This is a genomic window from Xanthobacter pollutisoli (assembly GCF_040044995.1).
Lineage (GTDB): Bacteria > Pseudomonadota > Alphaproteobacteria > Rhizobiales > Xanthobacteraceae > Xanthobacter.
The window spans coordinates 690,417-716,470 of the sequence record NZ_JBDZDP010000001.1 but is presented as its reverse complement, the minus strand read 5'-3'; the positions used below and the strand labels follow the sequence as shown (position 1 = coordinate 716,470).

The 26,054-nt window shown below is 68.4% G+C and carries 22 protein-coding genes; 13 read left to right on the top strand and 9 right to left on the bottom strand.

Features of this window, described 5'->3' with window-relative positions; all coding sequences use genetic code 11:
- Window positions 1–103 precede the first annotated feature (103 nt).
- From ABLE93_RS03395 to ABLE93_RS03385, 3 genes are all read right to left on the bottom strand, one after another.
- Window positions 104–598, bottom strand: coding sequence for a DUF992 domain-containing protein (locus ABLE93_RS03395; protein ID WP_348837918.1), 495 nt, complete (start codon window positions 596–598; stop codon window positions 104–106).
- Window positions 599–836: 238 nt separating this feature from the next.
- Window positions 837–1,310, bottom strand: coding sequence for a DUF992 domain-containing protein (locus tag ABLE93_RS03390; RefSeq protein WP_348837917.1), 474 nt, complete (start codon window positions 1,308–1,310; stop codon window positions 837–839).
- Between the two features lie 135 nt (window positions 1,311–1,445).
- Entirely contained in the window at window positions 1,446–2,648 is a 1,203-nt protein-coding gene (locus tag ABLE93_RS03385) for a pyridoxal phosphate-dependent aminotransferase (protein ID WP_348837916.1), read from the bottom strand.
- 286 nt (window positions 2,649–2,934) lie between these two features.
- Here ABLE93_RS03385 and ABLE93_RS03380 point away from each other — a divergent pair, with 286 nt between their 5' ends.
- From ABLE93_RS03380 to ABLE93_RS03365, 4 genes are all read left to right on the top strand, one after another.
- Window positions 2,935–3,558: a glutathione S-transferase family protein gene (locus tag ABLE93_RS03380; RefSeq protein WP_348837915.1), complete on the top strand. Its 624-nt coding sequence runs from the start codon at window positions 2,935–2,937 to the stop codon at window positions 3,556–3,558.
- A gap of 289 nt (window positions 3,559–3,847) precedes the next feature.
- Window positions 3,848–4,225 (top strand): hypothetical protein, encoded by a 378-nt coding sequence (locus ABLE93_RS03375; protein ID WP_348837913.1) that lies wholly within the window; start codon window positions 3,848–3,850, stop codon window positions 4,223–4,225.
- Window positions 4,200–5,456, top strand: a complete 1,257-nt coding sequence (locus ABLE93_RS03370; protein WP_348837912.1) for a PQQ-dependent sugar dehydrogenase — start codon at window positions 4,200–4,202, stop codon at window positions 5,454–5,456. Before ABLE93_RS03375 ends, ABLE93_RS03370 begins: the two co-directional genes overlap by 26 nt.
- A 77-nt stretch (window positions 5,457–5,533) precedes the next feature.
- Window positions 5,534–6,898 (top strand): 8-oxoguanine deaminase, encoded by a 1,365-nt coding sequence (locus ABLE93_RS03365; protein WP_348837911.1) that lies wholly within the window; start codon window positions 5,534–5,536, stop codon window positions 6,896–6,898.
- A gap of 35 nt (window positions 6,899–6,933) precedes the next feature.
- On the opposite strand, the gene ABLE93_RS03360 is transcribed toward ABLE93_RS03365, so the two are convergent.
- Complete coding sequence (locus ABLE93_RS03360) at window positions 6,934–7,296, bottom strand: DMT family protein (protein WP_348837910.1); 363 nt, start codon at window positions 7,294–7,296, stop codon at window positions 6,934–6,936.
- Window positions 7,297–7,521: 225 nt separating this feature from the next.
- Here ABLE93_RS03360 and ABLE93_RS03355 point away from each other — a divergent pair, with 225 nt between their 5' ends.
- Window positions 7,522–8,184 carry a hypothetical protein gene (locus tag ABLE93_RS03355; protein WP_348837908.1) on the top strand — a complete coding sequence of 221 codons (663 nt, stop codon included), beginning with the start codon at window positions 7,522–7,524 and terminating at the stop codon, window positions 8,182–8,184.
- 44 nt (window positions 8,185–8,228) lie between these two features.
- On the top strand, window positions 8,229–10,862 hold the full coding sequence (gene uvrB / locus ABLE93_RS03350) for an excinuclease ABC subunit UvrB (protein ID WP_348837907.1): 2,634 nt from the start codon (window positions 8,229–8,231) through the stop codon (window positions 10,860–10,862).
- Between the two features lie 55 nt (window positions 10,863–10,917).
- Here uvrB and ABLE93_RS03345 read toward each other — a convergent pair whose 3' ends face one another.
- Complete coding sequence (locus tag ABLE93_RS03345; protein WP_348837905.1) at window positions 10,918–11,178, bottom strand: hypothetical protein; 261 nt, start codon at window positions 11,176–11,178, stop codon at window positions 10,918–10,920.
- 78 nt (window positions 11,179–11,256) lie between these two features.
- A complete protein-coding gene (locus ABLE93_RS03340; RefSeq protein WP_348837904.1) occupies window positions 11,257–11,892 on the bottom strand; it encodes an invasion associated locus B family protein in 636 nt (211 codons plus the stop codon).
- A 243-nt stretch (window positions 11,893–12,135) separates the two neighbouring features.
- On the opposite strand from ABLE93_RS03340, the gene ABLE93_RS03335 reads away from it, so the two are divergent.
- A complete protein-coding gene (locus tag ABLE93_RS03335) occupies window positions 12,136–16,329 on the top strand; it encodes a beta strand repeat-containing protein (protein WP_348837903.1) in 4,194 nt (1,397 codons plus the stop codon).
- Window positions 16,330–16,337: 8 nt separating this feature from the next.
- On the opposite strand, the gene ABLE93_RS03330 is transcribed toward ABLE93_RS03335, so the two are convergent.
- Window positions 16,338–16,757, bottom strand: a complete 420-nt coding sequence (locus ABLE93_RS03330; protein ID WP_348837901.1) for a DUF930 domain-containing protein — start codon at window positions 16,755–16,757, stop codon at window positions 16,338–16,340.
- Window positions 16,758–16,956: 199 nt separating this feature from the next.
- Here ABLE93_RS03330 and ABLE93_RS03325 point away from each other — a divergent pair, with 199 nt between their 5' ends.
- Window positions 16,957–17,508 (top strand): DUF2478 domain-containing protein, encoded by a 552-nt coding sequence (locus ABLE93_RS03325; protein ID WP_348837900.1) that lies wholly within the window; start codon window positions 16,957–16,959, stop codon window positions 17,506–17,508.
- Window positions 17,509–17,544: 36 nt separating this feature from the next.
- Here the strand turns inward: ABLE93_RS03325 and ABLE93_RS03320 are convergent, their stop codons facing one another.
- Entirely contained in the window at window positions 17,545–19,029 is a 1,485-nt protein-coding gene (locus tag ABLE93_RS03320) for an MFS transporter (protein WP_348837899.1), read from the bottom strand.
- Between the two features lie 204 nt (window positions 19,030–19,233).
- Here ABLE93_RS03320 and ABLE93_RS03315 point away from each other — a divergent pair, with 204 nt between their 5' ends.
- The 4 genes from ABLE93_RS03315 (at window position 19,234) to ABLE93_RS03300 (ending at window position 21,802) form a co-directional block, all read left to right on the top strand.
- Window positions 19,234–19,938: a hypothetical protein gene (locus tag ABLE93_RS03315; RefSeq protein ID WP_348837898.1), complete on the top strand. Its 705-nt coding sequence runs from the start codon at window positions 19,234–19,236 to the stop codon at window positions 19,936–19,938.
- A 168-nt stretch (window positions 19,939–20,106) separates the two neighbouring features.
- Window positions 20,107–20,652: a hypothetical protein gene (locus tag ABLE93_RS03310; protein WP_348837897.1), complete on the top strand. Its 546-nt coding sequence runs from the start codon at window positions 20,107–20,109 to the stop codon at window positions 20,650–20,652.
- A 170-nt stretch (window positions 20,653–20,822) separates the two neighbouring features.
- Window positions 20,823–21,077 (top strand): hypothetical protein, encoded by a 255-nt coding sequence (locus ABLE93_RS03305; RefSeq protein ID WP_348837896.1) that lies wholly within the window; start codon window positions 20,823–20,825, stop codon window positions 21,075–21,077.
- A 29-nt stretch (window positions 21,078–21,106) separates the two neighbouring features.
- Window positions 21,107–21,802: a class I SAM-dependent methyltransferase gene (locus tag ABLE93_RS03300; RefSeq protein WP_348837895.1), complete on the top strand. Its 696-nt coding sequence runs from the start codon at window positions 21,107–21,109 to the stop codon at window positions 21,800–21,802.
- A gap of 23 nt (window positions 21,803–21,825) precedes the next feature.
- Here ABLE93_RS03300 and ABLE93_RS03295 read toward each other — a convergent pair whose 3' ends face one another.
- Entirely contained in the window at window positions 21,826–22,272 is a 447-nt protein-coding gene (locus ABLE93_RS03295) for a GtrA family protein (RefSeq protein ID WP_348837894.1), read from the bottom strand.
- A gap of 373 nt (window positions 22,273–22,645) precedes the next feature.
- Here ABLE93_RS03295 and carB point away from each other — a divergent pair, with 373 nt between their 5' ends.
- Complete coding sequence (gene carB / locus ABLE93_RS03290) at window positions 22,646–26,020, top strand: carbamoyl-phosphate synthase large subunit (protein WP_348837893.1); 3,375 nt, start codon at window positions 22,646–22,648, stop codon at window positions 26,018–26,020.
- Window positions 26,021–26,054 lie beyond the last annotated feature (34 nt).

Below are 26,054 nucleotides of genomic sequence, written 5' to 3'. Positions count from 1 at the left end.
CCTTCGGCCGGATGACGCATCCGGCCGAATCAAGGAGCGACACTAGCGCTCACGTTCCGGCTTTTTCATGAAGGCGGAACGGCTGCGCGGGTGCGCGAGAGGGTCAGTTGGGCAGCAAGGTGAGCGTGAGGTCGGCAACGCCGGCGGCGATGCTCGCCCCGATCATGCCTTCCAGCGAGATGGTCTGCAGCGCGATCTGGTTGTTGGAGCCGCCGAGCAGCACGTTGGCGCCGCCGCCGATGGTCCAGGCCGCGTCGGCCGAGACGCCCACGTAGGAGCCGGCGATATCGGAGGGCACCGGATTGGCGGTGGGGGCGAACACCGCCCAGGCGATGGTGTCGGAGGCGAGCACGCCGATGTCGATGCCGAAGCGCGCAATCGTGCCCTTGTAGCGCGACTTCACCACGTAAGGCTGCACGGCGGTGTTGCGGAACTCGCACGCCATCTCGCGCATGGAGCCGATCACGAAGGCGATGGAGGGGGCCACCTTGCAGACCAGCATGCCGGACTGGACCTTCGCGGCCGACTGGGCGGCGGCGGGCGATGCTGCGGCGAGGGCCAGGGCGAGCGTGGAGACGGCGGCAAAAGAGGCGCGCATAAGAAATCCCCCAGGGGTTGCGTTCAGAGAGGTACGTCGGCCCGGCGCGGGACGCAACGCCAGCTTTTGCCGCGCCGCCCGTGCGGAAGATCACGGCCCTTCGGCTGGCGACTGATGCGGGGCCCGAAAATGCACACGCCCCCGGGGTGACCGGGGGCGTGGGGCGCCGCGCGCGGGGCGGTAGCTCCGCCGCGGCAAGGATCGCGAGACGGGCCCGGCGGGTGCCGGGCGAACCGAATCAGCGCAGGGTCAGGTCGGAAACGCCGAGGGCGAGGTTGAGGCCGGTCTGGCCTTCGAGCGACAGGGGCTGCAGCGCGAAGGTGTTCTGCGAGCCGCCCACCAGCACGTTGGCGCCGAGGCCCACGCCGATGGAGGCCGAGCCGGCAGCGCCCACGTAGGAGCCGCGCAGGGCGCCGGCAGGGACGCGAGCGGACGGAGCGAACACCGCCCACACCAGCGTGCCGCGGCCGTTCACGCCCACGTCGAGGCCGAAGCGGCGCACGGTGCCCTGATAGGTGCCACGCTTGGCGCCGCTCACGGCCGGACGGAAGGTGCAGCTCATCTCGCGCACAGAGCCGATGATGAAGGCGACGTTCGGCGCCATGTTGCAGGTCAGCGTGCCGACCTGAACCCGGGACTGGGCCGAAGCGGGCAGGGCGCCGGCGACGAGCACAGCGGCGGCGGCGAGGCCGGCCTTGAGAACAGTCTTCATGATGTCGTTCCTCCTATGGGAAGCGGGCGGGTTGATCCCTGCACCCGACGACAGCGCAGCCTTAACCCAGACTTCACCGCTGCGCCAACGCTTGAGATGGTCGCCGGTTCCTTTTTCCGTGCGAGTGTGCCCGTTTCAGCTCAACGCGCCGCAGAAGCGCTGGATCCGTCGGCAGGCTTCCTCAAGGTCGGAGGTAGCGGTGGCGTAGGAGATGCGGAAGGCCGGGCCAAGGCCGAAGGCCGAGCCGTGCACCACCGCGACGCCCTCCGCCTCCAGCAGCTGGGTGGCGAAGACCTCGTCGTCGGTGATGGTGACGCCGCCCTGGGTCGTCTTGCCGATGGCGCCGGCGCAGGAGGGGAAGACGTAGAAGGCGCCTTCCGGCTTGGGGCAGGTGAGGCCCTTCGCCTGGTTGAGCATGGACACCACGAGGTCGCGGCGATCCTTGAACACCTTGTTGTTCTCGGCGATGAAATCCTGCGGCCCGTCCAGCGCCTCGACCGCCGCCCACTGGGCGATGGAGGAGGGATTGGAGGTGGACTGGGACTGCAACGTCCCCATGGCCTTGATGAGCGCCTCCGGGCCGGCGGCGTAGCCGATGCGCCAGCCGGTCATGCAATAGGCCTTGGAGACGCCGTTCATGGTGAGCGTGCGGTCGTAGAGGGCGGGCTCCACCTGCGCCGGGGTGACGAACTTGAAGTCGTCGTAGACGAGGTGCTCGTACATGTCGTCGGTAAGGATCCACACATGGGGATGCTTCACCAGCACGTCGGTGAGCGCCTTCAGCTCGTCGAAAGAATAGGCCGCGCCCGACGGATTGGAGGGCGAGTTGAAGATCAGCCACTTGGTCTTCGGCGTGATGGCGGCTTCCAGCACCTCGGGACGGAGCTTGAAATTGTCCTCGATGGTGGTCATGGCCGGCACCGGCGTGCCGCCGCAGAACTGGACGATGTCGGGATAGCTCACCCAGTAGGGCGCGGGAATGATGACCTCGTCGCCGGCATCCACCGTGGCCACCAGCGCGTTGAACAGCACCTGCTTGCCGCCGGTGCCCACCGACACTTGCGAGGGCTTGTAGTCGAGGCCGTTCTCGCGCTTGAACTTGCGGCAGATGGCGGCCTTCAGCTCGGGGATGCCGTCCACCGCCGTATACTTGGTCTCGCCGCGGCGAATGGCGGCGACGGCGGCTTCCTTGATGTTGTCGGGCGTGTCGAAGTCCGGCTCGCCGGCCGAGAGCGCAATGATGTCCCGCCCCGCCGCCTTCAGCTCCCGCGCCTTGTTGGAGATGGCGATGGTGGGCGAGGGGTTGATGCGCTTGAGGGCGGACGAGATGAGGCTCATGGCCTTGGGGCTCCGGGGACGCGGCCGTCCGCGCAGAGGCTGCGGCACGGACGCAACTGATGGCGTGTCGAGGGCCGGCCGGGTGCCGGCGCGCGCGGACACTAGTTCAGAGCTCTGCCGCGAACAAGCAAGGATCGTGAATGCCGCGGCACGCCAGTGTGATGGATCGCCGCGCCGGGCGAGGGACGCCCGCCACCCGGTTTGAGCCTCTTGGGGGCGCCTCTTGCGGGCGAGCTGGACCGCCGCCACATGCAGGTCGGTTTCAGCCGGCGCACGGGAGGCGAGGGTGGTGACGCTTTATTCCACGCAATCCTCGGGCAATTCCTACAAGGTGCGTCTGATGCTGGCGAAGCTCGCGCGGCCCTTCCGTCTTGTGGAGGTGGACATCTTCGCCGGCGAGAACCGCACCCCCGACTTCCTCGCCCGCAATCTGGAAGGCCGGGTGCCGCTGCTGGAGGTGGACGGGCGCTTCCTCGCCGAATCCAACGCCATCCTGTTCTACCTCGCGGACGGCACGCGCTTCCTGCCCGACGAGAGCTTCGCCCGCGCCGAGACGCTGCGCTGGATGTTCTTCGAGCAGAACAGCCACGAGCCGGGCATTGCCGCCGCCCGCTTCTGGCTGCGGCAGGTGCGAGGCGGGCGCGAGCTGCGTACCCACGACGTGGACCGCTGGATGGAGGAGGGCTACGCCGCCCTCAGCGTCATGGAGCGCCACCTGGCGTCGCGCCGGTTCTTCGTGGGCGAAAGCCTGACCATTGCCGACATCGCCCTCTTCGCCCACACGCACGTGGCGGAGGAGGGTGACTTCTCCCTCGCCGACTTTCCCGCCGTGCGCGATTGGCTCGCCCGCGTCGCTTCCCAGCCCGGCCATGTGAACATGGAATGGCGTCCGCAAGCTGAGGCGGCATAGTCAGGCGCGGCGGCCCGCCTCGGCTTCTGCTGGGTCGCAGCGTCTCCGTTCGAAGTGAAACGGCCCGGCTGCATCGCGTTTCAGAGAGCTTGAGCCCAGCAAGGCAAAACATCGGGGATGGGTCGCGTTTGTGTGAGCGGCCGACATCATCTTGCCATGATGTGCAACAGCGAAGTCGCGGTGTGGCCATGTTTCTTTTTCACCGTGGCTTGTGTCGGCGGAACTGATTCGCCGAGTGCGCGTTAGCTGCTCAAGTCCTCTGGTTCGTTCGTCTTCAGCGAGGATCGTCATGACCGGACGCTGCGAAATGGAATTCGGGCATTTCTCTTTGTCCCGTCTTGGGGACGGCAACGGCTGCGCTTCGCCGGCCGATCCTGACGTGCTTGCCCGTGCCGTGCGCGCCCACAAGGAAGGCGATGCGGTCGCCCAGGCGCTTCTCACGCTCGCCCTCATGCTGGCCATTGGCGCCGTCGCCGTGGTGCTCAGCGTTGGCCATGCGGCGGCCGCGAGCCAGCTGATCGTCAACGGCATGTGGGATCATTCCGCCGTTCTGCTGGTGCTCGCCGCCGTGGGAACCGGTGCGCTCTTCGCCATCCGCTATGCCCGCCGGGCCGCGCCCGCCCGCATCGACGGCCGTTCTCATGCCCCGCGCTCGCGGGCCCGCTGAGCCGGCCGGACGGCTGCGCCCAACCCCACTCAATTCCATCCTTCCCCCCGCGCAGCTCGCTGCCGGCATCCGAGAGACGCCGCGCCGACGGGCTCCGCGTGGCGCCTTTCTCGGCGCGTTGCTGCTCCTCGCGCTGCTCCTCGCCGCCGCGGCGGGCTTTGCAGCCGAGACCGCGCTGCAGCGTTTCGGCGGTGAGAATGTCCGGGTGGAGCCCTTCGCCAGCGGATTGAAATCCCCCTGGAGCATGGCTTTCCTGCCCGACGGGCGACTTCTGGTGACGGAGCGGGACGGCGCCCTCCGCGTGGTCGATGCCAGAGGAAAGCCGGGGCCGCCCATCTCGGGCCTTCCGGAGGTCGCGGCGCGCGGGCAGGGCGGGCTGCTGGACGTGGCCCTCGATCCAGCCTTTTCGCGCAATCGGCTCATCTATATCAGTTTCGCGGAGCCGCGCGCGGACGGCGCCGGCACGTCCGTGGCGCGCGCGAGGCTCTCCGACGACCTTACCCGCCTTGATGATCTCGCGGTGATCTTCCGCCAGCAGCCGGCCGCCTCGGGCGGGAATCATTTCGGCTCGCGGCTGGTTTTCGCGCCCGACGGACTGCTTTTCATCACCCTCGGCGAGCGTTTCAGCCTGATGGACAAGGCGCAGGACCTCTCCGTCACCTTGGGCAAAGTGGTGCGCATCGCGCCGGACGGGACCATACCCAAGGACAATCCCTTTGTGGGGCGTGAGGGCGCCCGGCCGGAAATCTTCAGCTACGGCCACCGCAACGTGCAGGCCGCCGCCATCGAGCCGGGCACCGGCCGCCTGTGGACCATCGAGCATGGCCCGCGCGGCGGCGACGAGGTGAACCGCCCGGAGGCGGGCAAGAACTACGGCTGGCCGGTGATCGGCTACGGCCGGCATTACTCCGGCGCGCAGATCGGCGTCGGCACGAAGAAGGAGGGCATGGAGCAGCCCCTCTTCTACTGGGATCCTTCCATCGCCCCCTCCGGCGGCGCCTTCTATTCCGGCGACCTGCTGCCTGCCTTCAAGGGGCAGCTCTTCGTCGGGGCGCTTGCGGGCCAGGCGCTGGTGGAGGTCAAGATCCGCGACGGCGCCGTCACCGGCGAGGAGCGCCTGCCGCTGGGCAAGCGCATCCGCGACGTGCGCATGGGGCCGGACGGCGCCCTCTGGCTCATCGCCGAGAACACCGGCGAGATCCTCCGCGTGGTCCCCGCCGCCGCCCGGTGAGGGCGATTCCCACCGCCTTCTGAAGCCCGTAAGATCGGTGGCGCCGCGTCGTCTGCGGCGGCTGCGCCGGGGTTTTCATGGCTTCCACTCTGCTCGTCCGCAATGCCCTCGTGCTCGTGACCATGGACGGGGAGCGACGGGAGATCGCCGGCGGCGGGCTCTATGCCGAGGACGGCCGCATCGTCGCCGTGGGGACGGCCGAGGCGCTTCCGGCGAGCGCGGACGAGGTGATCGACCTCGCCGGGCACGTGGTCATCCCGGGCATGGTGAACACCCACCACCATATGGTCCAGAGCCTGACGCGGGCGGTGATGGCGGCGCAGGACGGCGAGCTCTTCACCTGGCTGAGGTCGCTCTATCCGCTTTGGGCGGGGCTCACCGGCGAGATGGTGGAGACCGCCACCCTGACGGCGATGGCGGAGCTGATCCTGTCCGGCTGCACAACGTCGTCGGACCACCTCTACATCTATCCCAACGGCGTGCGGCTGGATGATTCCATCCGCGCGGCCCGGCAGATCGGCATGCGCTTCCACGCCGCGCGCGGCGCCATGACCATCGGCGAGAGCAAGGGCGGCCTGCCGCCCGACCGTGTGGTGGAGGACGAGGGCTTCGTGATGACGGACGCCGAGCGGCTGATCGGCGCCTATCACGATCCCTCCCGCTTCTCCATGCTGCGCATCGTGCTCGCCCCTTGCTCGCCCTTCACGGTGAGCCGCGACTTCATGCTGGAGACGCTGAAGCTCGGCCGCGACAACGGCCTGACCCTGCACACCCATTTGGCGGAGAACGATTCGGACGTCATCTTTTCCGAGACCAGCTTCGGCATGGGCCCCACCGAATATGTGCGATCGCTCGGCTGGGTGGGGCGGGACGTCTGGCACGCCCACTGCGTGAAGCTCGACGACGCGGGCATCGCCCTGTTCGCGCAGACCGGCACCGGCATCGCCCACTGCCCCTGCTCCAACATGCGCCTCGCCTCGGGCATCGCGCCGGTGAAGCGCTTCCTCGCCGAGGGGATCAACGTGGGCCTCGGCGTCGACGGCTCGGCCTCCTCGGATGCGGGGCACATGCTGGGCGAGGCCCGCCAGGCCATGCTGCTGCAGCGCGTCGCGTTCGGACCGGATGCCATGAGCGCGCGTACCGCGCTGGAAATGGCGACGCTGGGCGGCGCGCGGGTGCTCGGCCGCGACGACATCGGCGCCCTGGCGCCGGGCATGGCGGCGGACTTTGTCGCCTTCGACATGTCGCGCCTCGGCTATGCCGGCGCGCTGCACGATCCGGTCGCCGCGCTTCTGTTCTGCCAGTCGCAGGACGTGTCGCTGAGCGTCATCGACGGCCGCGTGGTGGTGCGGGACGGCCGTCTCCTCACCATCGACCTTGCCGCAACGGTGGCGCGGCACAACGCCATGGCCGCCGAACTCGCGCGCCTCGCGCCGGTCTGAGGGACGTCGGCCGGCGCCCGCCCGGCTGAGGCCGCTCAGAACTTGTGGAAGATGAAGAACGCGCCGGCCGAGATGAAGGCGAAGCCGAGCAGATGGTTCCAGCCCAGCGGCTCCTTCAGATAGAGCACCGAGAAGCCGGCGAAGACGATCAGGGTGATGACCTCTTGCATGGTCTTGAGCTGCGCCGCGGAATAGACCTCCGACCCGAAGCGGTTCGCCGGCACCGCCAGGCAATATTCAAAGAAGGCGATGCCCCAGCTCGCCAGAATGGCGAGCGCAAGCGGCGCCGACTTGTGCTTGAGATGCCCGTACCAGGCGAACGTCATGAAGACGTTCGAGGCGAAGAGCATCACGATGGGGAGGATCTGGGGCGGGATCAGGCTGGTCAGGGCTGGCATGGAGCGCAGGCTTTGATCGTTGAGAGAGGGCGCAGAATGGACTCTCGCCGCCTGCGCCGCCACTGGCCGTCGCCCAATTCAGCCATGGCGCAGTGACCTAGCGCTGAAGTTGCATTTTTGCCAGATCACCAACCATTCGCACGGCGTGCGAGGCACGCGCGTTGACCCACCCCGCGAATCTGCCACAACTATTAAGTGTGTATCAAATTGGGGGCAATTATGGATATGCGTCGGATCGTGCCGTCGGTGGCGGTACTGTGTCTCGGGCTCGCGGGGTGCGCGGGGGGCGTGCCGTTCGGGGCGCGCGCGGTCTCTCCGCCGGAAACCGGGATTCGCGCTGCCTTGCTCTACACCACGCCGGAGCGCGCCGGCTCAAGCAGTTCGGGACCGGTTTCCCTGTCCCTTCTGTGCAATGTGCCGGACAGCATCCTGACGTCGATCGCCTACCAGTCGGAAAGCTCGGTTGCGGATATCGACCTGTTATCCACCTTCTCCGCCAGCGGCGGCATCACCGGCGTGCAATTGTCGGCCGTCTCGGCGGAATTGCAGGGGTCTTTCTCCAGCTATTACGAGCTGAAGCTGACGGGCGTCACCAAACGCTACGTCTCCCAGGAGGAAGCGAACGCCGTCTTCAGTCGCCTTGTTGCGCGGCAAGGGTGTGCGAATGCCTATGCGGGTGAGCGCGCGGCGCGCGCGGTCTACCAGGTGCGCGCGATCTACGTGGGCGACGTGCATTTCGGGGTCAAGCGCGATGCCGGCTTCTCAGCCGACCTCACGGCAAAGCTGAAGGCGCTCGAGCCCAAGATCAAGGCGCAGCTGAAGCGGGCCTACAATCTGTCGTTCAATGGGACGAAGATGGTCGGCGCGGTGGAGACCATTCCGCGCTAACGCATTGCGTTGCGGGCCGGAGCCTCCGGCCCCATATTCCCCCCATGGCCAAAGCATCCCGTCCCGGAAAGCTCGGAGAGCGTTCGCAGCGTCATTTCGAGCCGGCGCCGCAGCAGGCGCTCGACCCTGAAGTGGCGAAATCCCTCGGGCTGAACCCGGGGGATCTGTCGCTCGATTTCGAATCGGCCGGCGCGTCGGCCACCGTGCAGGCGCTTGCCCAGCTGATCCAGAAGGGGCGGCCGGAGATCAACGGCCAGACCTGGGTGCCGCACCGGCCGCCGCGCCCGGAGAAGTCGGAAGGCGGCGTCGCCTTCACCATGAAAAGCGACTTCGAGCCTGCGGGCGACCAGCCGCAGGCCATCGCCGAGCTGTGCGCGCAGGCACGGGCCGGAGAGCGCGACCAGGTGCTGCTCGGCGTCACCGGCTCGGGCAAGACCTTCACCATGGCCAAGGTGGTGGAGACGCTGCAGCGCCCGGCCATCGTGCTCGCGCCCAACAAGACTCTGGCGGCGCAGCTCTATGGCGAATTCAAGAGCTTCTTCCCCGACAATGCGGTGGAATATTTCGTCTCCTACTACGATTATTACCAGCCGGAAGCCTATGTGCCCCGGACGGACACCTATATCGAGAAGGAATCTTCCGTTAACGAGCAGATCGACCGCATGCGCCATGCGGCGACCCGTTCCCTGCTGGAGCGGGACGACGTCATCATCGTCGCCTCGGTGTCGTGCATCTACGGCATCGGCTCGGTCGAGACCTATTCGGCCATGACCTTCGACATCAAGGTGGGCGAGCGCATCGACCAGCGCAGCCTGCTCGCGGACCTCGTGGCCCTGCAATACAAGCGCATCCAGTCGGATTTCGCCCGCGGCACCTTCCGCGTGCGCGGCGACAGCGTGGAGATCTTCCCCGCCCACTATGAGGACCGCGCGTGGCGCGTCAGCCTGTTCGGCGACGAGGTGGAGAGCATCGCCGAGTTCGATCCGCTCACCGGCCAGAAGAGCGGCGACATGAAGAGCGTGCGCGTCTACGCCGCCTCCCATTACGTCACCCCGCGGCCGACGCTGATCCAGGCCATCTCCGGCATCAAGGCCGAGCTGAAGATGCGGCTCGACGAGCTGTACAAGATGGGCCGCCTGCTGGAGGCCCAGCGGCTGGAGCAGCGCACCCGCTACGATCTGGAGATGATGGAGGCGACGGGCAGCTGCGCCGGCATCGAGAACTATTCCCGCTGGCTCACCGGCAGGAAGCCCGGCGAGCCGCCGCCGACCCTGTTCGAATACGTGCCCGACAACGCCCTCGTCTTCATCGACGAGAGCCATGTGACCGTGCCGCAGATCGGCGCCATGTATCGCGGCGACTTCCGCCGCAAGGCGACGCTGGCGGAATACGGCTTCCGCCTGCCGAGCTGCATGGACAACCGCCCGCTGCGCTTCGAGGAATGGGAGGCCATGCGGCCGCAGACGGTGCACGTCTCCGCTACTCCCGGATCGTGGGAGATGGACCAGACGGGCGGCGTGTTCGTGGAGCAAGTCATCCGCCCCACCGGCCTCATCGACCCGCCGGTGGAGGTGCGTCCGGCGCGCACCCAGGTGGACGACCTCCTGGGCGAGGTCCGCGCCGTGGCCGCCAAGGGCTACCGGACCCTCGTCACCGTGCTCACCAAGCGCATGGCCGAGGACCTGACCGAATATCTGCACGAGCACGGCATCCGCGTGCGCTACATGCATTCGGACATCGACACCATCGAGCGCATCGAGATCATCCGCGACCTGCGCCTCGGGGCGTTCGACGCCCTCATCGGCATCAACCTTCTGCGCGAAGGCCTCGACATTCCCGAGTGCGGCCTCGTCGCCATCCTCGACGCGGACAAGGAAGGCTTCCTCAGGTCCGAGACCTCGCTGGTGCAGACCATCGGCCGCGCCGCCCGCAACGTGGACGGGCGGGTGATCCTCTATGCGGACCACGTCACCGGTTCCATGGACCGCGCCATGGCGGAGACCAGCCGCCGGCGTGAGAAGCAGGTGGCCTACAACACCGAGCACGGCATTACGCCGGAGAGCGTGAAGAAGGCCATCGGCGACATCCTCAATTCGGTCTACGAGCGCGACCACGTGCAGGTGGATGCGGGCCTCGCGGAGGAGGGGGCGGCGTTCGGGCACAATCTAAAGGCGGTCATGGCGGACCTGGAAAAGCGCATGCGCGCCGCCGCGGCCGACCTCGACTTCGAGACCGCCGCCCGGCTGCGCGACGAGATCCGCCGGCTGGAGGCGACCGAGCTCGCCATCTCCGACGATCCCCTGGCCCGGCAGGAGGCGGTGGACGACCGCACCGGCGGCTACAAGGGCGCCCGCAAATACGGCAACGCTGCCAATCTCCCCCCGAAGGAGGAGGCCGGCCGCCTGCTGCCGCGCGGGCGCGGCGGGGCCAAGTCCTCGGCGAAGTCGACGGGGAAGGGCCGCGCCGCTCCGGCGGAGGACGGCATGGGCGAGACGCAGACGCCCTATGCGCGGCCGGAAATGCCCCTCTACGCGCCGCGCGCCCACAAGCCGTCCTTGGACGACATGGGGCCCGGCACGGATCGTGCGGTGCCGGTTGCGGAAGACGCCTTCCGCCCCGGACCCCGGCCCGATCCCGGCACCAAGGGCTATCGCAAGGGCGGGCGCAGGAAGGGGTAGGGCATCCTTCCCGCGCACCGCGGCATGGCGGTTCGGTGATTGACGGGTCGATGGCCTATCGCCGGATGATCCGTCCCACCACCAACTCGTCGATTTCCAGCCGCTTGATGTGCGCCCGTCCGATGCCCAGCTTGCCGATGGCTAGCGCGCCGATGGCGAGCGCGCCCACGGTCAGCACGCCGACGGTGAGGCCGCCCAGAGCGCCATAGCCCAGGGCGCCCGCCCCCATGGCCGCCCGGCCCACCGCCGCCTGGGAGGCGACGACACGGGGGTGCTGCGCGGTGGGCAGATGATCGTCAAGATGGTGCTTGGTCATGGGCCGTCCCCGGCTGAGGCGCGCTATTGTCCCTCCCGAGCCGGCCGCTGCGCAAGGGCGGTCAGCGCGGGAAGGCGGTCACCGCAGCAAAGTGATGGCCCGGTCGAGCGCCTGCCCGAAACCCTTCAAAGAGATGGAGAAGGCCTGCGGCTGGCCTGCGTCGTTGGCGGCGACGACGCGCAGCGCATCCGCCTTGCGCACCAGCCCCAGCATGCGCGGGTCGAGGGAGACAGGCACGACGCAGCCTTGCGGCAGGCAGGTGGAGAAGCGCAGCGCGGCGAGATCGGCCTCGCCGAGCTTCAGCACCACGCCCTTCTCGAGGAAGAGGCCGAACGGCAGGAAGAGGGGACCCTCCACCTTGTCGCCCTTGGGCTGAAGCTCCAGCATCAGGATGCGCTGGCGCGTCTTGCTGTCCACCTGCTGCTGGGAGATGGAGCAGCGCTTGGCATTCTGCTGGACGGCGCAGGCGACGCGCCAGTCCTGGAAGGATTCGCTCACAGATTGCGCGCCACCGGGAAAGGTCGGCGCCGTCTGCGCCGCCGCGGGTTTCCCGGCGAGGCCGATCATGCCCGCCGTGAGCGCGGCGGCAAGCACCCCCCCGACGATCCGGTGGCGGATGCAGGCCCACCCGCCGCCAGCGCCGCTCGCGCCGAGGGTCGCGTCGCCTGTCGCGGGCGCAGGACTGGATTCGTCTTCGGGCCTCATCCCCCACATGCCCCGTCTCCCTGCCGCTTTTGGCCTGACCTGCCGCTTTTGCCCGGACCCGCCGCGGCGGCTTTCGCCTGGCAATTCTTAAGGTGCGTTAACGAAGAACGCCAAGCAGGCATCGCTCTGTTGGTGTGAACACGGAGCAACGTCTGCCGATTCGCAAGATGCAATAATAGAGAGGGAGAGGTAAGGCCTTTGTTAACCATAAAATTGCAGGGTGGCGGCAGATCGAATGCAAGGAAATGAGCCTTGTCGCGCCCGCGCCGCCTCCCCAGCCGCCCGACCCTTCGCCCCACCGCCGGGGCCCAGCAGCCGGTGCCGCGGACCGGACATGTCCGCCCGCATGGCGCGTGCCTGTCGCGGCTGAAGCAGGCATTGGAGGGCGGCACCGTGCTCTCGGCCTGCGCCGCGCTGCTCACGATCCCCGCGCCGGGCCTCGCGGCAACGCTCTATATCGACACCAGCCAGCCCTTCTATACGCAGAACGACGCCGCGGCCCAGCAGGACCCGATGATCTTCGACGGCGGCACGCTGCGACCCACCGCGCCGCCCCCGGCCGCGGACTTCATCTATCCGGTGCAGGTGCTGTCCACCGGTGGCTTCGTGGACACCACCGACACGGACACCAGCTTCGCCGGCGTGGTCACCGCCCAGGGCACCTTTACCAAGCAGGGCGCCAACACCCTCAGCCTGCTCGGTGGCGGCAGCTTCGCCGACATAGCGGCGACGGGCGGCACGCTGCTGTTCGGCGGCGCGGCGGATGTCTCCGCCACGAGCCTCTCGACCTCGCCGGGCGCCGGCGTCAGCATCGCGTCCGCCATCACCGTCACCGTGGGCAGCGTCACCAATTACGGCACGTTCGACGTGGCGGCCGGGACCCTCGCGGCCTCCACCATCGCCAACCAGATCGGCGGCACCCTCACGGTGCAGGCGGGCGCCGCGCTCTCCGGCACGCTGGACAATGCCGGCACGCTCGCCAATTCCGGCACCGCCGCGGTCGCCGTCAACACCAACAGCGGCAGCATCACCAATTCCGGCGCCTGGACCGGCGCTGTGACCACCAATGCGGGCAGCATCACCAATTCGGGGGGCACCTGGACCGGGGCGGTCGCGGCCAGCAGCGGCAGCCTCGTCAACACCGCCGGGGCGACCTGGACCGGCTCCGTCTCCAACGCCGGCAAACTGGAGAACAGCGGCGCCGGGACGCTGTGGACCGGCGATCTCTCCAACACGGGCGGCGTCACCAATTCTGGCGGGGCGACCTTCGCCGGCGCGGTGCTCTCAAATGCCGGCACCATCGACAACACCAGCGGCGCCACCTGGACCGGCAACGTGTCCGCCAACGGCGGCGCCATCACCAATTCGGCCGCGTGGAACGGCACGGTGACCAATTCGGGGAGCGTGCAGAACGTCTCAGGCGGCGTTTGGACCGGCAACGTGGCGTCGAACCTCGGCACCATCGCCAACACCGGCGCCACCTGGGCCGGCGACGTGGTCACCAATTCCAACACCATCACCAATTCCGGCGGCGCCACCTGGACGGGCAACGTCCTCGCCAATGGCGGCGTCATCACCAACACCGGGACGGGCACCACCTGGACCGGCACCCTCGCCAATTCCCAGAACGTGACCAATGAGAACGGCGCCACCTGGACCGGGGTCGTCACTTCCAACTCCGGCATCATCGCCAACACCGCCGCCACCTGGGCCGGCGACGTGGCCGCCAATTCCAACGCCATCACCAATTCCGGCGGCGCCACCTGGACCGGCAACGTGCAGGCCAACGGCGGCGTCATCACCAACACAGGGACAGGCACCACCTGGACCGGCACCCTTGCCAATTCCCAGAGCGTGAATAACGAGAGCGGCGCCACCTGGACCGGCACCGTGGCGGGCAACAGCGGCGCCATCGCCAACACTGGCGCCACCTGGGCGGGCGACGTGGTGGCCAATTCCAGCACCATCACAAATTCGGCTGGGGGTACCTGGACGGGCAATGTCCAGGCCAACACCGGCATCATCACCAACTCGGGCGCAGGCACCGCCTGGAACGGCACCCTCGCCAATGCGCAGACCGTGACCAACCAGGCCGGCGCCAGCTGGACCGGCGACGTGGTGAGCAACGCGGGGGTCATCACCAACACCGGCGCGGGCACGAGCTGGAAGGGCGACCTGAAGGGCAGTTCCTTCTCCGTCATCAACCAGTCGGGGGCCGCCTGGACGGGCGAGGCGGCCGGCAATTCCGGAACGATCAGCAACACCACGGCGGCAACCTGGACCGGCACCCTCTCCACCAATACCGGCACCGTGGTGAATGCCACCGGCGCCACCTGGACCGGCGCGGTGGTGGACAATTCGGCCAGCGTCTCCAACCTCGACGGCGGCATCTGGGCGGACGGCACCGTCCGCAACAACACCGGCACCGTCACAAACTCCGGCACCGGCACCACCTGGGCCGGCGCCATCGAAGACAATGCCGGCGGCGTCTTCAATACCCAAGGCGGCACCTGGACCGGTGCCGTCACCTCGAACCTTGCGGCCGGCACCGTCACCAACACCGCATCCAGCTGGACCGGCGCGGTGACGAGCAATGCCGGCACCATCTTCAACGCGGATGGCGCCACCTGGTCCGGCGCGGTCGCGGCCAACCTGTCCACCGGCACCATTTCGAACACGGCTTCAGCCTGGATCGGCGACGTCACCGCCAACCAGGGCACCATCCTCAATGCCGGCGGGGCGACCTGGACCGGCGATGTGCTCGCCAATGACGGCCTCGTGCGCAACACCGCCACCTGGACCGGCAACGCGGCCAACACCAACGGAACGCTCGAATCCTACGGCACCTGGGACGGCAGCATCACCAACGGCAAGTCCCTTGCCGCCGCCGGCACCATCACCGGCAGCGTCGCCAACGGGGCGGGCGCGACCTTCCTCGTGGACGGCGCCGCGGACCCGGCGCTGCCCAACCTTTCGGTGGAGGGCTCCATCACCAACGCCGGCACGGTCACGCTGGTGGCCGCCTCCAACCTCACGGTGGGAGCGGACGTGGCCAATTCCGGAACCCTCGCCTTCGGCGGCACGGGGGGCGTGGTGGTGGTGGGCAGCTTCGCCAATTCCGGCCTCGTGAACATGTCCCAGGGCACGGCCACCTACAACGCCATGTTTGTGGGCAGCACCTTTTCCGGCACGGGCGCCTCGACCGTCGCCATGGACATCGACCTGTCCACCACCAACTCCAACGCGATCCGCTCCGACCAGCTCATTGCAACGGCGGTGAGCGGCACCACCGACCTCGAGCTGCGGAACGTGGGTGCCAATCGCGGCCTGTTCGCCAACGACATCGTCGTGGTGCGGGGCGCCGGGCCGGACGGGGCGTTCGTCACCGACGACCTCGCCTCCAATGGCCTGATCGACTACCGCCTCGTCCACGCCGACGATACCTGGGCGGTGCGCTCCACCCTCAATCCCGCCGCGGGCAGCCTCGCGGCGAGCCTTGCCGCGACACTGACGGCCATCACCACCGGCTTCCTCGACAGCGTGAGCGCCGTCGTCTCCGGTCCCGCGGATCCGGTGCGGGACAAGGTGTCCTACGATCTGTGGGTGCGTCTCAAGGGCGGCAGTTATGACATCGACAGCGTGACCACCACCCGCGTGGCGGGCGCGTCGGCGAGCGTCGCCGGTGCCGCGACGGCGCAGACCAATTTCAACGGCTTCCAGGTCGGCGCCGATTTCTCGCGCGGCAATATTGCGGGGTCTGGCTTCACCGGGCGCCTCGGCATCACCGGCGGTGAGGTCTGGGCGGGCACCTCGCTCGCGTCGTCCCGCGCCTCGACGGCGGTGGACGCGCCCTTCTTCGGCGCCTACGCGGCGGTGAACGGCAAGGGCCTTTTCGCCGACGTGCAGGTGTTGCGCTTTGCCTACAATATGGAGGTGAGCAACGCGGCGGCGAGCCTCTCCGGCGCGTCGGCGACGGCGGCCGGCTGGGCCGTGGTGGCCAATGCGGGCGCCACGCTGCCCTTCGCCGGCACCTGGTTCGCGGAGCCCTCCGCCGGCCTCAGCTATGCGTCGGCGTCGTCCGATCCCGTGGTGCTGCCGTCCTCACTCGGCGCCATCCGCACGGACGAGGTGGAAAGCCTCGTTGGCAGTGTCCGGCTGAAGGTGGGTACCACCGTGTCCGGCGGTCCCAAGCTGGTGCTGCGCCCGTCGATGCAGCTGGGCTTCTGGCACGAATTCTCCGGCGAGGGCTCCGGCACCTTCCTGGATGGCTTCGGCGGCCAGGCGTTGTTCGGCGTGTCCGGCGTCGGCAGCTTCGGGCAGGTGGGCGTCGACCTGACCGCCCAGGCGCTGGATACCGGCGTCCTCGGCTTCGTGCGGGCGGACTACCGCTTCGGCGAGAACATCGAGGGCGGCACCTTCGCCGGCGGCCTGAAGACCCAGTTCTGAGGGGGGGCTCACGGCACCAGGCTGTGGGCTTCCCATTCCTGCCGCGGCACCTCGGCACCGAGGCTGTAGGAGAAGGTCTTCACCTCCATCCCGTCGGGGCTGGTCCGGCAGGTGTAGGCGAGGTGATACCAGTGGTCGCGGCTGCGCACCGCGGCGCCAGGGGCCGAGATGAATTCATCCTTCTGCTTCGGATCGGCGAAGGCGTAGGCCACCACTTCTTCCGGCCGCATGTCGGTGTGCTCGCGCCCGACCTCGCCCATGGCGCGGGCGTTGCAGCGCTGCTCGATGCGGGTGGCCGGGTCCACATGCAGCATCATGTCGTCGCGGCGCTGCGCGCCCGCGAAGGCGGGCCATGCGAGGCCCGCAAGGGCGACTGAGGCGAGGCCGAGGGCGGCGAGGGACGGGCGGAGCAGGGCGGCGCGGGACACGGGACCATCCGAAGCTGACAGCACTGCCGTCGGCGCTTAATCTCACTTCATGGCGCGGTTGGGACGATCGAGGCGCGCGCGCCTCAGCGTCGCGGACGGCTGCGGGCTCGCAGCCGGGCAGGATTATTATGCTTAACGAGATACAGCTTTACGGGCCCGCCCCCGGGCGGACCGGGACCGGACAAGGCGGGCCATTGCGATGACGGGCGGTGACCGGCCGATGATCCTCGCCCTGCAGGGCGGCGACCGCGAAGCGATCCAGGCGCTTCTCGCGGATGCAGCGCGCCGCCTCAGCGCAAGCGGCGTGCGCGTCCTCGGGGTGGTGGAACACCTCTCCCCCGGCTGCGCCCATGAGGATGTGCTCCTCCTCGACCTCGTCTCCGGCGAGACCAACCGCCTGCATCAGGACCTCGGCTCGGGCGCGGCGGGATGCAGCCTCGATCCCGCGGGCCTTGCGGCAGCAGCGGCGGGGGTGGAGCGGGCCATCGCCGACCGCCTCGCCGAGGGCGGGGACCTGTCGGACACGGTGGTGGTTCTCTCCAAGTTCGGCCGGCAGGAGGCCGAGGGGCGCGGCCTCACCAGCGCCTTCCATGCCGCCGTCGCGGCGGAGCTTTCGGTGCTCACCTCGGTCTCGCCCAGCGTGCATGCGCAATGGGACGGCTTCGCCGGCGACCTCGCGGTGCTGGCCCCGGCGGCGGTCGCCACCGTCGAGGATTGGTGGCGCGTGGGGGCACCGGCGCTGGCCGACTGAGCGGCGCGGGTACGGCGGGCTCGCGCGAACTTTTCCCTACAGCCCGATGTCGTCGAGGCTGCGGCCGCGCGTCTCGATGCGGAAATAAAAAGTCACCGCGGCCCCCACCAGCGACGCCCCCACCAGCGCGAACAGCAGCGCCCGTGTGCCGAGCTCCGCCAGCAGGATCGGGAACAGGAATGCGGTGAGCACCGCCCCGATCTTGGCGAAGGCGGCGGCGAACCCCGCCCCCATGCCGCGGATGTGGGTGGGGAAGACCTCGCCGGCGATCAGATAGGTCTGCGCGTTGGGACCGAGATTGGTCATGAAGTTGAACAGCATGAAGCCCACGACCACGAGCGCGATGCGGGTCGGATCGTCGTAATAGGTAGACAGGGCGGCGACCATCAGTCCCGCCGCGCAGCCGGCGAAGCCGAGGATCTGGAGCGGGATGCGCCCCACCCGGTCGGACAGCGCCACCGCCGCGCCGATGCCCACCAGCAGCAACAGGTCGATGAGCGCCGCGCCCTCGGCGGCGAGCACGTCGGAGGAGATGATGTCGGTGAGGTCCTGGCTGTGGGCCGCCGCATGGCCGAGGGCCGCGGCGAGGATCGACGGGGTGAAGATGCCGATGCCGTAGGTGGACAGGTCCTGCAGGAACCAGGGCACCGCGGCGAGGATGGTGGCGCGCCGATTGTGGCCAGCCTTGAACAGCGCCGCGGGATGGCGCTCCCCGTGGCCATGGCCGTGGCCGTGATGATGGCGCGGCGCGAGCTTGACGGCTTTCGGATATTGCGGCGAGCGCTGGAGCAGGCGCTGCGCCTCGCGCTGGGCTTCCTCGACCCGGCCGTGGGACAGGAGCCAGCTGGCGCTCTCGGTCACGAAGAAGCGGCCCACCACCACGGCGAGGGCCGGCAGGATCGCCACGGCATACATCAGCCGCCAGGCCGTCACGTCCTGGATGTTGGACAGGACGAGGTAGCCGACCAGGGTGCCGGTGAGCGCGCCCACGGCCTGGAAGCCGAACGCGCTCAGCACGAGCCGGCCGCGGGCGAGGCTGGGGATGCTCTCGGAGATGACGAGGTGGGCGGTGGGATAGTCGCAGCCGAGGGCGACGCCGATGCCGAACAGGAACACCACGGTCCAGACGAAGGTGGGGCTGACCGCCAGCAGGGCCAGGAAGACGATGAAGATCACCATCTCCACCACGAACATAAACTTGCGGCCGAAGCGATCGGCGAGGCCGCCCAGGAGGAGCGCGCCGACCAGGATGCCGGCGAGGCTCGCCGCGCTGACGAGGCCGTGCTGGGTGGCGCCCATGTTGAATTCCTTGGCCATGAGCGGCAGCGCCACGCCGGTCATGAACACCACCAGGCCCTCGAAGAACTTGCCCGCAGCGGCAAGCCACCAGATGCGCCATTGCATGCCCGTCATGGGCGTCGAGGGCACTTTGGTGCCGTCCGGCCACACCGGCGTCTCGTCGATATAGTCCTGCACGGAGCGGCCGAGATCGTCCGGCGTCGAAGTGCGCAGTTCGTTCATGGCTCTCCCCCCGGTGAGGGTGGCAGAAAAGCGCCCGAGCGTGAACGCCGAATGACGGCTACGCTTTCGCGCCGCGGCCTCAAGTTACCTCCGTCGCCGTCATACAGAGGTCGGGCCTGCCGCTACCTCCGGCTCTGGCGGCGCCGGGGACGAGCGGCTAAGAAGGGCGCTTGCCTTCCCCAATCCCGCCCGCCGCAGGTCACCATGGTTCTCTTCCGTTCCGTCAGTTGGTCTGCTGCCGCTCTGGGCGCCACGCTCCTCGTCGCCGCCTGTCAGGGCAATCCCGACAGCTGGGGTACGGGCGTGGTGAAGCAGACCGATGCCTTCGGCGACTATTCCGAGACGGTGGTGTCCATTCCCAAGCCCACCGCCGGGCCGCGGCAGTTCGAATGCACGGGGCCATTCGCGCCCAATGCCACGGCCATCAACGTCGCTGCCGATTTCGGCCAGGCCAATGTGGTGACGGGCTCCATCATGTCGCCGGACGGGACCACCGCTCCCGGCCTCGTGTTGCTGCCCAACGATCCGGCGCTGAGCCTTGAGATCGCTTGGAAGGACCCGGTCAACATGGCCGCCCCGCGCCGCGTGGCCTTCACCGAGAGCTCGGCCTGGAGCGTGTCCGGCATCGGCATCGGCGCGGGCCTCGCGGATCTGGAGCGGGCCAATGGCAAGCCGTTCCGCATCCAGGGGTTCGGCGGCAATGGCGGCGGCGTCGTGGCGGACTGGCGGGGCGGCCGGCTCGGCAATCTCGGCGGCGGCTGCGTGCTCGGGGTCCAGCTGGCGCTGGCCGCCACGGCATCGGACAGCGCCCAGGCGCGCATCTCGGGGCCCAAGCTCTATGGCTCGGGCGATCCCGCGATCCGCGCCGCCAATCCCACAGTGGGCGTGTTCTGGGTGAACTACCGCTAAGATTTCACTGTCCGGCCGCCGCAAGGTCTCATCCTGCCGACGCTGTAATCGCGATCCCGGCTGGTTTGGAATCACTTGAAATTGCGATTTTGACACTGGCACGCGGGAGCTTCGGATGTAGAGTTCTGCCTCGCGGCGGCAAAGTCTCGCTCGCAGGGAGAAACCCTCATGAAGCGCATGATTCTTGGTGCGCTGCTGGCAGCCGTGTGCGCTGTCGGCGGCGCGTTCGCGCAGGGCACAAGGCCCGCGAACGTGGAGGAAATGAAGCCGGCGAACTGGCTGTTCGTCCAGGTTGCCGATTCCGTCGTGGTCGATGAGAAGACCATCACCCTGAAGGGCGTCGCGCCCCAGACGGTGATGTTCACGGACCGGCCGGAGCGCATGACCGGCGACACGACCACCGAGGGCTTCATCAAGCTGTGGAACGAAGGCAAGGACAGCTTCCAGCGGGATCCGCCCAACGCGACCCTCTCGGTGACGGCGGACGGCAAGCCCAGCTTGGCCGTGGTCGAGCTGACCAATCCGGTTCTCACCGGCGACACGCTGGTGTTCACCTACAAGCTGCTGAGCGATGAGAAGCCGGTCTCCGGGACCAATGCCAGCCTGTTCATCGACTGGTGGTATGGCCGTGGACCGTACTGGGGCCGGGGCCCCTATTGGGGCGGCGGCGGCTGCTGGCGCGGCCCGTACGGCGGCTTGCACTGCCGCTGGTGACACGCAAGGACCGCTCAGCCCCGCCCGGTCCGCCGTGGCGGGGCTTTTTCCATGATGCGGCCGGTGCCGGGGCGACTTTGCCAAGGCTGGCCGGCTGGCGCCGTTCGCCGGCCCTGTGGTAAGCATCTGGCCCGGCGACGCCCGATGTCCATCGAACCGCGAGTGAGATCATGATGCGCATCAAGACTGCCGTTCGCCCGCTGACGATCGCCGCCGCCTTCTGTGCCGGCCTCGCCACCGCCGGGCTGATCCAGACCGCCGTGGCCGACCAGCCCTATATGGTGTCCGCCCTCGAATCCCTGCGCGCGGCCCGCGCCGCTCTGGTTTCGGCCGAGCCGAACAAGGGCGGCCATCGTGAGCGGGCGCTCGAGCTGGTCAACGGCGCGATCGCCGAGACCGAAGCCGGCATCGCGTTCGCCCGCTGACCCTTTCGACCCCCCTCTCAGGATAAGCGATGGCTGACTGGATCTCGTTCTGGAACGGCAGCCACGCCATCTATGTGAACGACCGGCACAAGGCGGTGCATTACCGGGCCATCGCCCGCGACCTTGCAGGCTACGTGCCGGGGCCGCAGGCGCGGGTGCTCGATTTCGGCTGCGGCGAGGCCCTCGCCTCGGCCGAGCTGGCGGGTCGGTGTGGACGCCTTGTCCTGAGCGACGCCGCGCCCGCCGTGCGCGAGCGGCTGAGCGAGCGCTTCGCCGATGTGCCTTCGATCGAGGTAATGGCGCCGGAGGAGGTCTCGGCTCTGCCGGACGGCAGCTTCGACCTCATCATCTGCAATTCGGTGGCGCAGTATCTCTCCCGGGACCTGCTGGCGCAGCTCGTCGCGGAGTGGCACCGCCTGCTGGCGCCGGGGGGCCGGCTGCTGATCGCCGACATCATCCCGCCCCATGTCAGTGCGCTGGCCGATGCGGCTGCTCTGCTCAAGCTGGCGGCGCGGGAGAAGTTCCTGCTGTCGGCCGTTGTCGGGCTGGCCCGCACGGCGGTCTCGCCGTATCGCAAGCTGCGCGCCGAGCTTGGCCTCACCACCTATGAGGAGGCGGAGATACTGGCGCTGCTGCGCAACGCCGGGCTCGATGCGCGACGGGTGCGGCCGAACGTCGGCCACAACCAGCAGCGCATGGCCTTCATCGGAGAGCGGACAGCCTAAAGTCCGAGCGCAGCGAGGCCAGCTCAGCCGTGCGCACCGGCCCGGTGGGCGAACGCCCATGCGCGGTATCCGGTGAAGGTCCACATCATGGTGATGCCCGTGGTGAGAAACTGGGCCAGCAGGTAGAACAGCCCCACCTCGTGGACGAACAGCCACATGAGCGCCTCGTTGAGGCCGAAGGCGACGCCCGCCACCGCGATGAAGCGCGGCACCGCGCCGGCATGGGAGCGCGTCGCCTCGAACGTGAAGCGGCGGTTGAGCACGTAAGAGACGGTACCGCCCGCCACGAACCCCACCGCGGAGGCGAGCACCGGGCCGAGGGCATCCATCTCCACCAGCACGGCGAGGGTGGAGAAATGGGCGGCTGCGGCGGCAAGGCCCACGCCGACGAAGGTGGCGAACTGCCGAACCAGATCGCCATGACTGGCGCGGTAGCGTGCGACCGTCTGTGCCAGGGCAGGCGGGAGCAAGGCTGTCTCCGGAGGAAGCCGCGGCGCGGCTCGGGGCCGGCGGCGCGCGTCATGTGGGCGTCATGGCTTCCGTCGCCGCAAATTATGGTCTAAGGAAGCCCATCAGCGCGCAGGGTCGAGGAAATTCCCGGGGTGTGACGTTCTCGCACTCGGTCCGCCCCGGCGCGCGCACGCATCGGGGCTCGTCCGGTGCGGCGCTCGATGCTTCCGGGGGCGCGTTCCACCGCGGCCCTTTTTTTGCGCCCGGAGCGCGATAGGAAGGGCAGCGAGCGCCGGCCGGCAACCTTGCCGCGTTGCTTCGACGAAACCGATCCCGCTGCCGGATCCGGGCCCTGAAGGACCGGCCGGCGACGGTGGAGAGCGCCAGACAGAAATGCCGAAACGCACCGATATCGAAACCATCCTCATCATCGGCGCCGGTCCCATCGTGATCGGGCAGGCCTGCGAGTTCGACTATTCCGGCACGCAGGCGGTCAAGGCGCTGAAGGAGGAGGGATACCGGGTCGTCCTCGTGAACTCGAATCCCGCGACCATCATGACCGATCCGGACATGGCGGACGCGACCTATGTCGAGCCCATCACCGCCGAGATCGTCACCAAGATCATCGAGAAGGAGCGCGGCGACCGCTCCAAGGGCTTCGCGCTGCTGCCCACCATGGGCGGCCAGACCGCGCTCAACTGCGCCCTGTCGCTCAAGAAGATGGGCACGCTGGAGAAGTATGACGTCGAGATGATCGGCGCCACCGCCGAGGCCATCGACAAGGCCGAGGACCGCGAGCTGTTCCGCGAGGCCATGACCAAGATCGGCCTCTCCACCCCCAGGTCGCGCCAGATCAAGACCCTGCCCCAGGCGCTCGAGGCGCTGGAGGAGGTGGGGCTGCCCGCCATCATCCGTCCGTCCTTCACCATGGGCGGCACCGGCGGCGGCATCGCCTACAACAAGGCGGAGTTCATCGAGATCATCGAGCGCGGCATCGATGCCTCCCCCACCAACGAGGTGCTGGTGGAGGAGAGCGTGCTGGGCTGGAAGGAGTATGAGATGGAGGTTGTCCGCGACAAGGCGGACAATTGCATCATCATCTGCTCCATCGAGAACATCGACCCGATGGGCGTGCACACCGGCGATTCCATCACGGTGGCGCCGGCGCTGACGCTCACCGACAAGGAATACCAGATCATGCGCGACGCATCGCTTGCGGTGCTGCGCGAGATCGGGGTGGAGACCGGCGGCTCCAACGTGCAGTTCGCGGTGAACCCGGTGGACGGCCGGCTCATCGTCATCGAGATGAACCCGCGCGTGTCGCGCTCCTCGGCGCTGGCGTCCAAGGCCACCGGCTTTCCCATCGCCAAGGTCGCAGCACGCCTTGCGGTGGGCTACACGCTGGACGAGATCGAGAACGACATCACCGGCGGCGCGACCCCGGCCTCCTTCGAGCCCACCATCGACTATGTGGTCACGAAGATCCCGCGCTTCGCCTTCGAGAAGTTCCCCGGCGCCGACCCGGTGCTGACCACCGCCATGAAGTCGGTGGGCGAGGCCATGGCCATCGGCCGCACCTTCCAGGAATCCCTCCAGAAGGCCCTGCGCTCGCTGGAGACCGGCCTCACCGGCCTCAACGAGATCGAGATCGAGGGCCTCGGCCAGGGCGACGACAAGAATGCCGTCCGCGCCGCGCTCGGCACCCCGACGCCTGACCGCCTGCTTTACGTGGCGCAGGCCATGCGCCTCGGCCTGTCCGACGAGCAGATCCATTCCGCCTGCAAGATCGATCCGTGGTTCCTCGCCGAGATCCGCGGCATCGTGGAGATGGAGCAGAAGGTCCGCCGGTTCGGCCTGCCGGGCACGGAAGGCCAGTTCCGCCGCCTCAAGGCCATGGGCTTCTCCGACGCGCGGCTCGCCTCGCTTGCCGGGCTGAGCGAGGCGCAGGTGCGGGCGCGGCGCCACGCGCTGGACGTGCGGCCGGCCTACAAGCGCATCGATACCTGCGCGGCCGAATTCGCCTCGCCCACCGCTTATATGTACTCGACCTACGAGACGCCCTTCGCCGGCGTCCTCGCCGACGAGGCGCGCCCCTCCGACCGGGAGAAGGTCATCATCCTCGGCGGTGGCCCGAACCGGATCGGGCAGGGCATCGAGTTCGACTATTGCTGCTGCCATGCGGCCTTCGCGCTGAAGGAGGCCGGCTATGAAGCCATCATGGTCAACTGCAACCCGGAGACCGTCTCCACCGACTACGACACCTCCGACCGGCTCTATTTCGAGCCGCTCACCGCCGAGGACGTGCTGGAGCTGATCGCCCGCGAGCAGACCAACGGCACGCTGAAGGGCGTGATCGTGCAGTTCGGCGGCCAGACACCGCTCAAGCTCGCCAAGGCGCTGGAAGATGCGGAGGTGCCCATCCTCGGCACCTCGCCGGACGCCATCGACCTCGCCGAGGACCGCGACCGCTTCAAGACGCTGCTGGACCGCCTCAAGATCCGCCAGCCGGCCAACGGCATCGCCTACAGCGTGGAGCAGGCCCGCCTGGTGGCCGGCGAGCTCGGCTATCCCATGGTGGTGCGCCCCTCCTACGTGCTGGGCGGCCGCGCCATGCAGATCATCCGCGAGGAGAGCCAGCTCGGCGACTATCTGCTGGAGACCCTGCCCGGCCTGGTGCCGCAGGAGGTGAAGGCCCGCTATCCCAACGACAAGACCGGCCAGATCAATACGGTGCTCGGCAAGAACCCGCTGCTGTTCGATCGCTATCTGTCGGATGCCATCGAGGTGGACGTCGACGCTTTGTGCGACGGCACCGACGTGTTCATCGCCGGCATCATGGAGCACATCGAGGAGGCGGGCATCCATTCGGGCGACAGCGCCTGCTCGCTGCCGTCCTATTCCCTTTCGCCGGATACCCTGGCAGCGCTGGAGAAGCAGACCGCGGCCATGGCCCTGGCGCTCGGCGTCGGCGGGCTGATGAACGTGCAGTACGCCATCAAGGGCGACGAGATCTACGTGCTGGAGGTGAACCCGCGCGCCTCGCGCACGGTGCCGTTCGTCGCCAAGGTCATCGGCCTGCCCATCGCCAAGATCGCGGCGCGGGTCATGGCGGGCGAGAAGCTCGCCACCTTCAAGCTGGAGCAGCCGAAGATCGGCCACATCGCCATCAAGGAGGCGGTGTTCCCCTTCGCCCGCTTCCCCGGCGTCGACACGGTGCTCGGCCCGGAGATGCGGTCCACCGGCGAGGTGATGGGTCTCGATACCGATTTCGGCGTCGCCTTTGCCAAGAGCCAACTGGGCGGCGGCACCAAGGTGCCGAAGTCCGGCACGGTGTTCGTCTCCCTGAAGGATGCCGACAAGATCCGCATCCTCCCCAGCATGAAGACGCTGGTGGAGCTCGGCTTCAAGGTGATCGCCACCTCCGGCACCCAGCGCTTCCTGGAGGAGCACGGCGTTCCGGCGATGAAGATCAACAAGGTGCTGGAGGGGCGGCCCCACATCGTGGACGCCATCAAGAATGGCGAGGTCCAGCTGGTGTTCAACACCACCGAAGGGGCCCAGGCCCTTGCGGACAGCCGGTCACTGCGCCGTGCGGCCCTCTTGCAGAAAGTGCCGTATTACACCACGCTGTCCGGAGCCATCGCGGCGGCGCAGGGGATCAAGGCCTATGTGGGCGGCGACCTTACGGTGCGTCCGCTGCAGGGTTATTTCGGCGCCGGCGGGCAGGAATCGCAGGGCGGTGCGCGAGGCAAAGCCTCCGTCGCCTGATTTCTCACCCCCGTGGACCGCGACGCGCGTGAGC